Annotated in this window: 14 protein-coding genes; 4 read left to right on the top strand and 10 right to left on the bottom strand. The window is 48.8% G+C overall.

Features of this window, described 5'->3' with window-relative positions; translation table 11 throughout:
* Nucleotide 1: 1 nt before the first annotated feature.
* From BUB38_RS00075 to BUB38_RS00065, 3 genes are all read right to left on the bottom strand, one after another.
* A complete protein-coding gene (locus BUB38_RS00075; protein ID WP_073155375.1) occupies nt 2-562 on the bottom strand; it encodes a 3'-5' exonuclease in 561 nt (186 codons plus the stop codon).
* Nucleotides 563-566: 4 nt separating this feature from the next.
* On the bottom strand, nt 567-1,145 hold the full coding sequence (locus BUB38_RS00070) for a hypothetical protein (RefSeq protein ID WP_073155372.1): 579 nt from the start codon (nt 1,143-1,145) through the stop codon (nt 567-569).
* A 69-nt stretch (nt 1,146-1,214) separates the two neighbouring features.
* Nucleotides 1,215-2,330 (bottom strand): NAD(P)-dependent oxidoreductase, encoded by a 1,116-nt coding sequence (locus tag BUB38_RS00065; protein WP_073155365.1) that lies wholly within the window; start codon nt 2,328-2,330, stop codon nt 1,215-1,217.
* Between the two features lie 233 nt (nt 2,331-2,563).
* On the opposite strand from BUB38_RS00065, the gene sstT reads away from it, so the two are divergent.
* Entirely contained in the window at nt 2,564-3,784 is a 1,221-nt protein-coding gene (sstT, locus tag BUB38_RS00060; protein ID WP_073155363.1) for a serine/threonine transporter SstT, read from the top strand.
* A 144-nt stretch (nt 3,785-3,928) separates the two neighbouring features.
* Here the strand turns inward: sstT and BUB38_RS00055 are convergent, their stop codons facing one another.
* The 4 genes from BUB38_RS00055 to BUB38_RS00035 form a co-directional block, all read right to left on the bottom strand.
* Entirely contained in the window at nt 3,929-4,792 is an 864-nt protein-coding gene (locus BUB38_RS00055; RefSeq protein ID WP_073155361.1) for a flavodoxin, read from the bottom strand.
* A gap of 359 nt (nt 4,793-5,151) precedes the next feature.
* On the bottom strand, nt 5,152-5,523 hold the full coding sequence (locus BUB38_RS00045; RefSeq protein ID WP_073155355.1) for a toxin-antitoxin system YwqK family antitoxin: 372 nt from the start codon (nt 5,521-5,523) through the stop codon (nt 5,152-5,154).
* Nucleotides 5,524-5,617: 94 nt separating this feature from the next.
* The gene (locus tag BUB38_RS00040; protein WP_073155353.1) at nt 5,618-6,280 is read right to left on the bottom strand and encodes an SDR family NAD(P)-dependent oxidoreductase; all 663 of its coding nucleotides are present in this window, start codon (nt 6,278-6,280) and stop codon (nt 5,618-5,620) included.
* Nucleotides 6,277-7,035: a VUT family protein gene (locus BUB38_RS00035; protein WP_073155351.1), complete on the bottom strand. Its 759-nt coding sequence runs from the start codon at nt 7,033-7,035 to the stop codon at nt 6,277-6,279. Before BUB38_RS00035 ends, BUB38_RS00040 begins: the two co-directional genes overlap by 4 nt.
* A 119-nt stretch (nt 7,036-7,154) precedes the next feature.
* Here BUB38_RS00035 and cysS point away from each other — a divergent pair, with 119 nt between their 5' ends.
* Nucleotides 7,155-8,615, top strand: a complete 1,461-nt coding sequence (gene cysS, locus BUB38_RS00030; RefSeq protein WP_073155348.1) for a cysteine--tRNA ligase — start codon at nt 7,155-7,157, stop codon at nt 8,613-8,615.
* A gap of 177 nt (nt 8,616-8,792) precedes the next feature.
* On the opposite strand, the gene BUB38_RS00025 is transcribed toward cysS, so the two are convergent.
* From BUB38_RS00025 to BUB38_RS00015, 3 genes are read right to left on the bottom strand one after another with little or no spacing between them, the layout of a single operon-like run.
* Nucleotides 8,793-10,544, bottom strand: a complete 1,752-nt coding sequence (locus BUB38_RS00025) for a sensor domain-containing diguanylate cyclase (RefSeq protein ID WP_073155346.1) — start codon at nt 10,542-10,544, stop codon at nt 8,793-8,795.
* Between the two features lie 52 nt (nt 10,545-10,596).
* The gene (locus BUB38_RS00020; RefSeq protein ID WP_073155345.1) at nt 10,597-11,310 is read right to left on the bottom strand and encodes an SDR family NAD(P)-dependent oxidoreductase; all 714 of its coding nucleotides are present in this window, start codon (nt 11,308-11,310) and stop codon (nt 10,597-10,599) included.
* A 13-nt stretch (nt 11,311-11,323) separates the two neighbouring features.
* On the bottom strand, nt 11,324-11,914 hold the full coding sequence (locus BUB38_RS00015) for a hypothetical protein (RefSeq protein ID WP_073155341.1): 591 nt from the start codon (nt 11,912-11,914) through the stop codon (nt 11,324-11,326).
* Between the two features lie 83 nt (nt 11,915-11,997).
* Between BUB38_RS00015 and BUB38_RS00010 the strand changes: the two genes are divergently transcribed.
* On the top strand, nt 11,998-12,945 hold the full coding sequence (locus BUB38_RS00010) for a hypothetical protein (protein ID WP_073155339.1): 948 nt from the start codon (nt 11,998-12,000) through the stop codon (nt 12,943-12,945).
* 126 nt (nt 12,946-13,071) lie between these two features.
* Nucleotides 13,072-13,989: a TIGR02147 family protein gene (locus tag BUB38_RS00005; RefSeq protein ID WP_254794833.1), complete on the top strand. Its 918-nt coding sequence runs from the start codon at nt 13,072-13,074 to the stop codon at nt 13,987-13,989.
* Nucleotides 13,990-14,075: the final 86 nt, after the last annotated feature.

The following is a 14,075-nucleotide window of genomic DNA, read 5'->3' as shown; positions in this document are numbered from 1 at the left end:
ATTAGAACATCACTTCTGCTTCAGCCTTGGTAATGTTCTTCACTTCCTTCCGGATTTTTTCGGGACCTGCTTTCTGCAGGCACAGCTTCAGCAATTCCGCAGCAGCCATGGCATCTGCCAGCGCCCGGTGGTGATTAAAGTCCGGAAGATTCAAACTCATGATCAGGTTGTGCAGGCTGTAACTCCCCTGCCCCGGAAAATATCGACGGGTCAACTTTACAGTGCAAAGCCTGGGCGGATCAATCTTGACGCAACAACGACGCAATTCAGCCCGCAAAAAACGGCAGTCGAACTGAACATTGTGCGCCACGAAAATGCGGCCCTGCAAAAGTTCGGCAACATCCTCGGCAACAGAAGCAAACTGCGGCTGCCCCTGAACCATCTCGTCGGTAATTCCGGTTAAGTTCTGCACAAAAGGCTGTATGGGCATTCCCGGATCCAGCAAGACCTGGTACGTCTTCACCACCTCGAAATCATCCAGCAGAACAATCCCGATTTCTGTAATGCGACCATTTTCCGGCGTACCGCCGGTGGTCTCCAAATCCACAACAGCAAACTTCATGAGTCTACTTTACAGGAATTTCAAATTCAATAGTTTCGCGACCGCAAACAGCCTTGGCCTTCAACACGTTTGCCTTGGGGCGAGCATAAAGAGGAGCCACCATCAAGTTCATAATCTTGCTGCTTTCGCTGGGAGTGGCGGCATCATCGCTGGCAGACTGTGTAAAGATGGGATTCTTGCCCTTGTCGTAAATGTAGAATGTCAAGTCGCGGACCATACCCTTCTTGATCTGTTCCTTGGGAACCTGGAAATAGACGATACCACCCTTGGGAACCTTACGCAGACTATCCTTGATTTCTTCTTCAGTGGCAAAGTCCGCTTCCATAGCCATGCGGACATCTTTCTTTAACTTGTCTACACTTTCGTAATCCACAGAAATCTGATACTTCACATCCTCCGGAATGGCGGTCGGGCGCACATCACGAATCTGAGCATTGTTCTGATAATATTCCCAACGGCCATTGTCGTGCAGGATAACGGTAGAGCCATTGGAAGTCTTGGCAATAATATCTTCGGCAAAGGCACCAACAGTCAAGGCCATAGACAGGGAAACAACAGAAACGAAAGCAAATTTATTCATCATAGAACCAAATATATATGAAAGTCAAAAAAAGGACTGCAAACCTTTTGAAAAAATGTTTTTATAAACAGCCTATCTCATCATGTCGCAGACTTCAGAACCGATGACACCATTCTGGATCGTGGTCATCAATAGACGCTGTTCAATATCGTCCGGCGGATCCGCAGGTCCCACAAAGGGAGCCTTACCCGAGGTCCTGTATTCCTGAACAAGACGTTCTCCAAGTGCGGCATGCAAAGCAAGACTCGTATCGATGTACTTGAGATGGGTAGGTTCATCTAACATGAAGTTCAAGGGAGCCTTGTGGTTCAGCACACGGCTTTCGGGAACGAATTCACCGAACTCATCTTCGACGCCCATGTTTGCCACCACCAATTCCGGGCGGTTCATGATGACTGTCGTCGCCGAGATAGACAGAGCGCCCTTTACGCCAGTAGCGGTCACCAGGAAGTCAGCTTCTTCAACAGCAGCCTTTACAGCACCATCGTTAAAGCAATCCACGATAGTTACATCGTTGCGTTCCAGCACATGGCAAAAATCAGACGAAGAACTTCTGCGGTTTGTGTCGGTAACAGTTGTCACCTGCATTCCGCGACGAACTCCCTGCAGGGCGATGCCGCAACCAACCTTGCCGCTTCCAAAAACAATCAGCTTCTTATTTTCGAAATCATTATAGCCAAGTTGCTCCAAACCTCTAAAGCAACCATCGCCTGTTCCCAGAATGGTTTCAATGCGCTTCACGATCCCACTATCAGCCACATACACGGGGAATTCAGACTTTTCAAAGAACTGCACACCGCTGCGAGTCAATTCCACAAAGCCCAGCTTCGGATGGCAAGAAGCGAACTGACCCGCACAATCAAGAATCAGGTCAAAGTCATCAGCCACCTTACCGCATTTAATATCATCATCCGTAACAACAGGGACCCCAGATTCGGTCAGAAGTTCGATAACCGATTCATCACAAGGCATCTGGGTATCGCCTGATACCGCATGTCCCACATAGACCTGAGCCCCGCCAGCAATCAGGGTTCGGTATTCCAGGAGAGTATTCCTGTAAATGGGAGTCGCCACAAGAACCTTGAGGCCTTCAAAGGGGCGTTCACAAACCCACTGGTCCGCAAGGAAAGCCAAGGCGGGATACTCACGGGGATCATAATGTTCGTTGATAATCTCTTCAAAAAGCATGCGACAAAGTTAATAATTAGCGAACAGGTCGGTCGGCATTCGCCTCCCTATGAGGCCCGAGGTCGGTAGCTTCGCTACCTAGAGGATTGAGGAGAGTGAATAGTGAATAGTGAATAGTGAATAGTGAATAGTGTAAAGCTTAAAGAATAAAGGAGATATCTCATATCTCATACCTCGAACCTCATTCGGTGTGATTCATAACTATATTTCCACTTGATAAAAAAGGAACTCTTATGAAACGTATTGCAAGGAAATGGATTGAGCTTAGCCTCATCATTCGTATTATCATCGGACTAATTCTTGGCGCTGTCCTCGGATTATTCGCTCCGCAGCTCAGCGCCATCGGCATTCTCGGCACCCTATTTGTAGGCGCCCTGAAAGGTGCCGCCCCCATCCTGGTGTTCGCCCTGGTGGCAAGTTCCATTGCAGGAGCCGGAGAAGGAATCGGCAGCAGATTCCGCAAGGTGATTCTTCTTTACGTCATCAGTTCCATTGGCGCAGCCGCCTTGGCTGTCGCAGGAAGCGAACTATTCCCAGTCACCATGAAATTGTCCGTCTCTGCTGCAGAAGGTGCCGCCCCTAGCGGCATTGGCGAAGTTCTGACGAACCTGGTAAAGAACTGCGTCCAGAATCCCATCGCAGCCCTGGCCGGTGCAAATTACATCGGAATCCTCTTCTGGTCTATCGTATTCGGCTTGGCTCTTAAGAAACTTCCTGTAGACCATACCGTCACCGTCATCACCGACGCTTCCGCCGCCATATCCCAAGTCATCCGCTGGATTATCCAGATGGCACCTTTCGGCATTCTAGGTTTGGTATTCTCCTCCGTTGCCGAAAACGGAATGAGCATCTTCGCCGACTACGGAAAGCTCTTGGCCTTACTGGTGGGCTGCATGCTGGTAGTCGCCCTTGCCCTGAATCCCATCATCATTTTCATCACACTCCGTAAAAATCCCTACCCCCTGGTATTCCGCTGCCTTCGCGATAGCGGCATTACCGCTTTCTTCACCCGTAGTTCTGCAGCCAACGTTCCGGTGAACATGGCACTTTGCGAACGCCTGGGTCTTGAAAAGGACTTCTACTCTGTTTCCATTCCTCTGGGCTGCACCATCAACATGTGCGGTGCCGCCGTGACTATCGCCGTCATGACTCTGGCCGTAGCAAACACCCTGGGCATCCATGTGGACCTTCCCACCGCCTGCATTCTCTGCGTTATGAGTGCCATTGGCGCTTGCGGAACTTCCGGTATCGCTGGCGGCTCCCTATTCCTCATTCCCATGACCTGCTCTATCCTGGGCATCAGCGGCGACATTTCCATGCAGGCCGTAGCTGTGGGCTTTATCCTGGGCGTGGTACAGGACTCCATGGAAACCGCACTGAACTCCAGCAGTGACGTCATCTTCACCGCCACGGCGGAATATCACCACAGGAAAAAGAACTGCTTGAAGATTTAAGGTCTCGCGCAACGCAAGAAATCAAAAATCGCAAACCTCCCGATTTTTTTCGGGAGGTTTTTCTTATTCACTTTTTTAGAATAGAAATTAGATAATACACCATACAGCCTCCAACACAGAGGTCTACCCCCTAGAAACAGATTTCTACTTATCCACACTAATCAATTGTGCGTTTCCACGGCCGGGCAGGGGCTTGAAGATTTTTACCATGGCGGTAAGTTCTTCGCCGAAGGCCTTCATGTTGCAGGTAAACATGTAGTTGGTTCCCGCCATAATCTGGGTGGACACGCTCATGGGTGTAAGCTTCAAATAGCCGTAATCCTTGGTGGCTTCGGCAAACACAGCCAAGTCTTCTTCCGTGGGCTGGCGAGATTCACCATATGCGCCTACGAAATTTTTCTCATCGGTACCAGCGCGGACTGCGGCAATATGCTTTTCAATTTCCTCGGCCACATTCACTTCGGGATTGTTGGCGCGACGATTAGAAATGCCGTAGGAAAGCACCACGTTGGCGTTGGGTTCCAACTGCTTTAATTCCTTGGCACTGGCCAGGCGACCGCCGCTTCCGTAAGTACAGAAGGGCACCACCACCTTTCCGCTCAAGTCGTTAGAATCCAGGAAGGTATACATAGGCGGGGCAAAGAAACCAAACATAATGGGAGCGCCCACATAGAGCGTATCGTACTTGGAAAGATCCTGCTTGGCGTTAGCGAGGGCAGGCCACTTCTTAGATTCGCGTTCTGCACGGACAGCGGCAATGGTGCTGTCGTAAGTGGAGGGATAGGGCGTTACAAGTTGCAGTTCAATGGCATCGGCACCTAGCTGCTTTACAAATTCCTCGGCAACCTTCTTGGTGGTTCCCGTCTGGGAATAATAAATCACAGCGGTTTTCTGCGCCTTTGCGTCAGGTTCCGCAGCAGTTTGATTCTGCGCGGTTTTCTGTTCATTGCAAGCGGTCATGCAAGCTGCCACCGCTACGACACCAAATACACTTAAGAACTTTTTCATATAAGGCCTCAACTTTATTTCTAAAATATAAGAAATAAAGGCAGACCTATTTTTATACAAATTAAAAAATGTCTTTTTCAAAAGAGCTATCCTATTAATTTTTTTAAATTTGCCAGAACACGTTCAAAGTTCCTCAGTCGGCCCGTCATTAGGCAAGCGCAATCGCAACATAAATTCACGTACCGCTAGACAGAGAATCCATTCCAGCTTATGAGACAAAAGGTCAAACGTTCTATTCAGAAAGTCATCCCTTGATTCACATTCTTCTCCATCAAAATAATTTACCGGTCCATCTTTCACCATCCCCTTCACGAAAAACAAACGCATACTAAGCTGACCATTTTCGTGATAGGAGCACTCTACACCTTCAGGCAAATTTCCATTCTGTTCAACATTCCAAATTCTCGATAAAGACGGTTACTGCGATCATAACAGCGACAACGGCCTTTTTCCCAGTATTCAGAAAACGCAAGAGAGCCGTCCCTTCCAAACACAGGAACAAAGCCATCAATCACACGACCATCCCGAAAAACATGGCGACAAATCCGCAAGCCATTTTCAAAGGTCATGATTCTTGGCCCATCTAGCAAACCTTCCCGATAGGTGGCGGTACTACGCAGTGCGCCAGAGGGATAATATTCCTTGCAGGCTCCATCGCGATAGCCGTTTTTCAGAGGGCATTCAAACCATACTTTCCCATTTTCGTGGTAACGTCTTTCCATGTTGTCCATTGTAGACCTCCTTATGCCTACAATGGACCTTTCGGAAACGCTCTTTAGGTCGCCTGACAGGCGACATCAAAAAACGGAAAATATTCCGTCTAATCTATTCCGGCCACACGAAGGTGGCGTTCAGATCTTTCTCGCCGTTATCGATGAGAATATCCTGACCAGTGCAGTTCTTGTTCACCACCGTAAGGAAGTACACCCACTGGGCAATATCTTCGGGAGACGCCCAGCGCTTTAGGGGCGTTACATCCATGATCTGTTTCCAGAGTTTTGCATCATCCATGACAGGGCGGTTCAATTCCGTGGTAACGCCACCCGGCGAAATGCTATTGCAGGTGGCGCCATACTTGGCAACCCGCAAAGCCACGTTTTTCATGTAAGAAAGAAGTCCGCCCTTAGAAGCGGAATATTCCGGAAATTCGGCACCGGAGTGAGCGGAGGCGGATGCCACCAGAAGTACCGACTTGATGCCGGCATGAAAGGCATACTTTTCTACAAAGTTGATGGAACCTTTCAGATTCACTTCGATGTCCCTACCGGAATTCTGGACGCCAGCGTTACTGATTACGATATCCATCGGTTCATCAATTGCGGGAAGCGAATCCTTGTCCGAGACATCGGCGATGTAATGTCTATATAGTTTGCTCTGGATACTTGCGGGCCCAATATCCAATCCAAAAACAGCGCAACCATTTTGCAGAAAAAGTTCCGCAATGGCGCGGCCAATACCGCAACTTGTACCGCTAATCAGGACGTTCATTTTGCAGCCTTCATGTTCAGGTATTCACGGCCCACGTCATGCTTTTCCCAGCTGCAGACCATCTTGTAGCCAATGGGGCTAATCAGAATTTCACAAAGCAGCTCCATCACGGAACCGGTAATGGAACAGACGATCACCTGGGTCATGGTCCAACCGAAGAACACATGGCTCACCACCATGGCGAAAATAAAGTTGTCTACAAACTGGGCCACCATGGTGGAGATGTAGGAACGGAGTGCAAAATTTTTAAAGCCCGTGGTTTTCGTACTTTTGGCAATCAGGTAGTTCACAATGGAGTTGACGCCCGACGAAGTGAACATGGCAAGAGCAGAACCCAGCACCACATACCAGGAACCGCCAAATGTGGCATTCAGCGCCGCGTTGGCTACGTTCGCCATTTCGGGATTGGAATCCACGTAGCTGTAGAATTCGCCCCACATTCCGGGGGTGCGTGAAAGCAGACTGAACAAGGCGCAAGTGACCAGGTTGATAAACAGCGCCACCATGGAAACCTTCATGGCGGCCTTGGGGCCAAAGCGCTTGCAGATCATGTCCATGCAGAGGAAGGAGAACCAGCTCAGGGTAAAACCGCAATCAAGGGCCAGGTACTCCGTAGAGAACAGCTCCTTGTTGGCGAGCAGGTTCATGCAAACCACAGACAATACAAAAAATGTAACAGCCAGGGAAGGGATATTTCTCAGGAGAACAACGAGGTCTTTCACCTCGTACTTGATTTTTTCAAATAGTGTACGCATAGTTGTTTTTTAAAGAAGGTTAGACAATGACTTCTGTATCACGAAAAATAGAAAATTTTCTATCTTTGGCGCACCATGGTTCCGCATCCCGCGGCACCCAAACTTAACCGGAGGCTAAAATGGCACTTCAATTCTACAACACCGCATCACGCAAGAAAGAGATTTTCACACTTCCTGAAGGCGTTCCCGCCGTGCGTATGTACTGTTGTGGCCCCACGGTGTACCACTTCGCCCACATCGGCAACCTCCGCACCTACATTTTCGAAGACTTCCTGGTCCGTACCTTGAACTACTACGGTTACAAGGTCAACCACATCGTGAACATCACCGACGTAGGCCACCTCACTAGCGATGGCGACTCCGGAGACGACAAGATGGAAAAGGGCGCAGCCCGCGAAGGCAAGTCCGTCTGGGATATCGCAAAGTTCTACACCGACGCCTTCATGAACGACTGGCATCGTCTGAACATTCAGGAACCCACCCGCTGGACTCCCGCCACCCAGCACATCCAGGAACAGATCGACCTGGTGAAGACCCTGGAAGAAAAGGGCTTTACCTACCGCACTTCCGATGGCATCTACTTCGACAGCCTGAAGTTCCCCCGCTATGCCGACTTCGCCCGCCTGGACGTGGAAAACCTCCGCAAGGGTAGCCGTATCGACATGGGCGAAAAGCGTGCCGCCACCGACTTCGCTCTGTGGAAGTTCAGCCCCACCGACAAGAAGCGCGCCATGGAATGGGATTCCCCCTGGGGCGTAGGCTTCCCGGGCTGGCATGTGGAATGCTCCGCTATGGCCATGAAGTACAACGGCCCCACCTTGGACATTCACTGCGGCGGTACTGACCATATCCGCGTGCACCACACCAACGAAATCGCCCAGAGCGAATGCGCCAACGGCGTAACTTTCAGCCGTTTCTGGATGCACGGTGAATTCCTCCGTACCGCCAGCGAAGAAAAGCTGGAAGACGGCACCACCGCCACTACCTTCGGCAAGATGAGTAAGTCTAGCGGCGAATTCCTCACTGTTGACCTGTTGGTAGACCGCGGTTTCAATCCGCTGGATTACCGCTTCTTCGCAGTGGGCAGCCACTACCGCAACTACCTGAACTTCACCTGGGAAGCTCTGGAAGGCGCTAAGGAAGGCCTCAAGAGTCTCCACAAGAAGACCGACGCCCTCATCGGTAAGGCAACCGAAATCAAGAGCGAAGCCGCCAAGGCATTCCAGGAAGAATTCAAGACCGCCATCGGCGACGACCTGAATATGCCCCGCGCTCTCGGCATCCTCAATACCATGCTGAAGTCCGACATCGACGACGGCGAAAAGGCAGCTCTTGTCCTGGATATGGACAAGGTATTCGGCCTGAAGCTGGACGAACCCCGTCAGGACTACAAGAAGAAGGCTGACGAAGGCACCGCAGGCGTTGACGTCGCCAAGGTGGAAGAACTGCTGGCCGCCCGTAAGGAAGCACGCGCCAACAAGAACTGGGCCGAAAGCGACCGCATCCGCGACGAACTTGCCGCCATGAATATCGTGATCAAGGACAGCAAGGAAGGCACCACCTGGAGCGTCAAGGAATAAGGTTCTCCGCGTCATCCTGAGCGAAGCGCATAAGCGCAAAGTCGAAGGATAAAAAATTAAACCGCCCGGCGTTCATCATAGCTGGGGGTTTTCATTTTATACAAAAGAAAATTGCCCTTGGTATGGGCAATTCAAACAAACCATTGTTAATTTTACAACGCCAACGAAGTAAACTCTTTAAAGGGTAACCACCCTATTCTTACCTGAATTCTTAGCCTTGTAAAGGGCTTCGTCCACACGCACACAAATGGCGTCAATGGAATCACCCCATCTCATTTCTGTAGCACCAAGACTGATGGTCTTGCGTCCCACTTCGGGGAACATCACCTGGGCGAATCCGGTACGAACCGTTTCCGCAAACTCAACCGCTTCCTTAATACCCATATCAGGAAGCATGATCATAAATTCCTCACCGCCCCAACGGCCGGCATCTGCATCGGGAGCCTTTTCGTAGGTAGCAATCTGGATCTGCTTAGAAAGGCCCTGAATCACAATGTCACCAATCTTGTGGCCATAGGTATCGTTCACCGACTTGAAGTTGTCGATATCGATCATCACCAGCGACATAGGAGCATCGGGATTTTCTGCATGGCGTTCTGCAATGCGGCGCTGGATTTCACCACGATTGTACAAACCGGTCAAGGCATCCGTAATGGAGTTCTTGGTCATCATGTTGTACATTTCCACCAGTTCGGCAGAAGACACGTTGGTAAAGTTCGCCAAGCGGGTAATCACAGAAACCCTGCCCGCCCGTGAATCGTCATTCACCACGGCAGTCTTCATCTTGGACGTATTCGCTTCGCCTTCGCGCATACCTACCACCACAATGGACAGGTTATGCAGCTTTACAAAATTTCTTGTGCGCAGGAACTGTGCCGTCGCATAAAAACCAGAAGCCGGAGCAATGGTATCGAAGGGAACAGTTTCGTTGTTCACATCTGTTTCACCCCAGAACATTCGGCGGCCCATGCCTGAATACATGTAGATGGCATCCGGGCAGAACTTTGACAGTTTCGTCGTACCCAGGCGCACGCTATCCATAATGGATTGAGGATCGCCATAGGCAAGCTTCGTAATGATCCCGACACCCATGTCCGATGCCAAAAGCAGGGCCCCATTTTCAGAACAGGCCATAGGGCAACGCAACAGGTTCTCACCATCCTCGTTATAGAACAGGGGAAATTCCAGAGTGTTCTGGAAGAAGTAATAGTCGTTCTGGATATTCAGATATTTGGAGAAAGCTTCAAAGGCAGGCTTGCCATCCAGCTCATGAAGAACGTTCCCCTGAGCCTTAGTCACCGTAAACGGTCTACCCAGGGGTTTCCATCCAGAAACCTTGACCGTCTCCACATGGAAATTTTCACCGCCATACAGAACGCAGACGACGGACTCGTTAGAGAAGTCATAGACGTTGGAAAATACATAAGCCGGAGTTTCTTCACAAGTTTGACCTGCCAGCCCGCCAAAAACCTGGACTTCGGGCCGCATGGTACTCAAGCCATTGCAAAAACCGGTAAAGGAAAATCCGGGAGTAGCCGCAAGCATTTCTACAGCCGACACCCAGGGGCGCTTTCCAACTTCTCGGGCCAGATCTTCCGCAATAGGTTCGGCAGACTCCTCCTTCAGCACATACTGAAGAACCTCGATCCGAGTAGCGGGATCTTCAAACACAGAGCAAGTTACAGTCACAGACTCGCCCGAGAACGCGCCATCCACAATATTGCCATTACCCGAACAACCCACACAAAGGGCATCAGGGAAAAACTTGACAATGGCGCTGCAGACAATCTTCAACTGTCTAAAACCAGGCTGTTCCGAGTATATATGAAACAACAACTTCAGCTGCCTGTTTCCGCGGAAACGGGCTATATTCTGAAGTACATCACCCAGGTGTTCCGGGTTAACGTATGCAAACTGAAGCTGTTTCATCCAATATCAATATAGTTTTACTCTTGAAAAGATAACAAAAGTATTTTACAAACTACTGTTCTAATCTCCAACCGCAGTCGTTATGATATACCATTTGGCGGGTCATCCCCCCGTCGATACAGATATTCTCACCTGTAATAAACCCAGCCTTATCGGAGGCCAGGAAAAGCACCATGTTTGAAATGTCCAGCGGGTTGCCCACACGACCTGCAGGCTGTTGCGTAGCGTCGGGACCTTCGTAAACAGTAAAGTCCGTATCAATCCAACCCGGCGAAATAGAATTCACCCGGACGCCTCGCCCACCGAGGCTCACAGCCAGCGCGTGAGTGAGGGCAGCAATGCCGCCCTTGGCCGCCGTATAGCTTTCAGTCTGTGGCTGACTCATGCGATCGCGGGAAGAAGAAATGTTGATGATGGAAGCGCCCGGCGCAAAGTGGGGAGCAAAAAGTTTCGCCAGATAAAATGGTGCGGTCACACCCACAGCCAAGGCGTAGCTGAATTCTTCATAGGAACATTCATCAATGCCCTTCATCAAAGGCAGGGCGTTGTTCACCAGCACGTCGACATGGCCATATTTTTCAATGACAAAGGCTGCAAATTTTTCCAGGACATCCTTCTTGGAAAGGTCACCTACAAAGCATGGATTTTCGCGAATGTCAATGAGAGCCACCTTGGCTCCTTCACGTTCAAATTCGCTAACGATGGTCTTGCCGATGCCGTGGGCACCGCCCGTCACAACAATTACTTTATCTTTAAATCCGTTCATCGTATTTCCTTGTCTATTCAGCTAAACGATATCTATCAGGCGAAAAAATCTGGATCAAAATATCACCTTGATAAACCGTATAATATTCCTGTCTGACAAAAGCGGCGTTATATTTTTTTGAACCCACCATAAATGAGGAACCGCTACTAAACAGCAAGTGGTAAGAGGTTCCGCTTTTTGATCCATGAGACTTATACTTATCGACGACAAATTCCTTATGGAGTTTAGGCTCCGCCTTTAACCTTGTGGGGAAATCCAGGTTAGGGGCAATAGAGGCCGAAAGGCCTATAACAGGAAACACAATGAGCGCACAACCCAGATTCCATTTTTTGTGTTTCTCTTCAAACCTTGGAAACTTGTATTTGAGGGCGATGTAAATGCAAATGGCTATTCCAAAAGTGACGGCAAGTACAGCGGATGCGTCCTGGATGATCTCATAATTTTTGTACTGAACAAGCAACTTCAAAAAGTCATTATTGATTACATACCCAAGTTCTGGCAAGGAATGAATTTTCAAAGTCGTAACAAGACAGATCACGCAACAGACCGCAATCACCACCGCATAGGCAATAACAAAATGATCTTTTAAAACGCGCTTTTTCATACCATGGTAAATATAAATGTTTTGAATCTGTCGCGGCTGTGCGAAGCCCGTAGAAATTCTATTTTGTGCAATAAGGATTGCAAATGAAAGTTTTTTACCACCTTCCCGGGCTATTCGAATTCTACGATCTGTACAAGGCGTTTTTGCCGCTGTTCCGTGAGCATCGGGAGTGGTTTTACGACTGGTGTGAAATCGGTTCCATTTATGGGGCTCCCGCCGACTGCATCTGGGGCGGCGGCCGCGTTGGCTTTGGCGACGAGCCTGCAGAACGGGTGGCGGAGCTTTTAAAGGAATATGGTATTTCTGCAAGATTGACGTTCAGCAATTCCCTGTTAAGGGAAGAACATCTTTCCGACACTCGTTGCAACGATCTATGCAAAATGTTTGAAGGAAATGCTAGTAGTGAATGCGCCGGGCAAAACTCGGACCGTGCACGAAATCCAGATAGAGACTGCGCGCAAAATGGCATCATCATTCATTCCGACTTGCTATTGAATTATTTAAAGTCAAAATATCCGGGATTCTATTTCGTCTCTTCCACAACGAAGGTCATTACGGATTTCGCGCAGTTCCAACAAGAATTGAGCCGCGATGAATTTCGTTATGTTGTTCCAGATTTTAGACTAAACAAGGAATTGGATAAGTTCGCCACGCTGTCACCAGCCCAAAAACAGAAAGTGGAATTTCTCTGCAATGAATGCTGTTGGTTCGGTTGCCAGGATCGCAAAATTTGTTACGAGAACGTGAGCCGCAAAAACTTGGGCGAAGATTGCAAGGATCATATCTGCAAATCGCCGGGTGCAAAGAAGGGCTACCGCTTTTCCGACGCCATGAAAAATCCTGGTTTTATCGGGATTGACGACATTCAAAATATTTATGCCCCCGCAGGTTTTTCACAATTTAAAATTGAAGGTCGCAGCCTCGGCAGCGCCCTCATCCTGGAATTTTTGCTTTACTACATGATCAAGCCAGAATACCAGCTGAACGTCCGCGAAGAAATTTACCTGGACAGCACGCTGGATTTATTTTAGCATAGCAGCAAAAATTCAGCCGCAAGTCGCTATACTATACACTTTATAATACAAACCAGCAAAAAAACAAAATTTTCATGTAGTAATCTTCTCCACGACCATTCCGTGGAGGTTTATATTTTAGATGTGATAAAATCTGTATTTGAATACGACGACTACCGTTCTTTCATGAGCGATTATTACCAGTGGAAAAAAAGGACTTCCGCTTTTTCCTGGCGTGAATTTGCAAAAGTCAGCGGTTTTTCATCACCAAATTATCTGAAAGTCGTTTGCGATGGTAAAAGTGGGCTTTCCAACCCAGGAACAAAACGCGTTGCAAAGGCGATGGGGCTTGTCGGGGCAGAATACGATTACTTTCAGCAACTGGTCAGATTTGGCCAAGCCAAGAAAGATGCAGAAAAAGAAGACGCCTATGCGGAAATGATCAACATTGTAAGTTCTCACCAAGTCCGTGTACTGGAAGGCGAGTCCATTTCGTTTTATGAGTCCTGGAAATATCCGGTGCTTCGTGAGTTGGTGCCCATGATGCCCGGGGCAAAACCTTCGGATTTATCCAAGGCTTGCAGAGGCGTTTTCTCCGCAGAAGAAGTCCGCAACGCACTGGCATTTCTGACCCGCGCAAGATTTCTTAGGAAAACAGCAAGCGATGTCTATGAGCAAGAGGATCGTTCGCTTCAGGCCTCTGTAGCGGCCATGCCCACGCAGGTTCGCGCCATGCACAAGGAAATGGCAAACTTTGCGAAAGACGCCATTGAAAAATATCCCGTAAGCGAAAGAAATTTTTCTGGAGCCACCATCGGAATCGATGAAGAAGATTACGCCAAGATCGTAGAGGAACTTGACGCCTGTCGAAAAAGGATTATTTCCATAGCGACAGCAAAGAAGGGAGGCAATCGAGTCTATCGAGTGAATCTGCAGTTGTTCCCTCTAACCGAAAAAATTTTAAAAGGTGAATCTGGTTCCGCAAATAAAGGATGTAAAAAAAGGCTCTTCATCAACATGTGTGGGTGGCTTCGCCACCCTTTTTTGTTGACTTTCGCCTAAATTAAACAAAAAATGGGCTATTTTCTAAAATTTAATCGCCAAAAAAAACAGAAGAAAAAGCCCATGTCAAAATTATACAAATCCAT

Origin of the sequence: Fibrobacter sp. UWH5 (genome assembly GCF_900142505.1) — a bacterium.
In the GTDB taxonomy this organism is placed as follows: Bacteria; Fibrobacterota; Fibrobacteria; order Fibrobacterales; family Fibrobacteraceae; genus Fibrobacter.
This window is presented reverse-complemented; position numbering and strand designations above follow the sequence as displayed.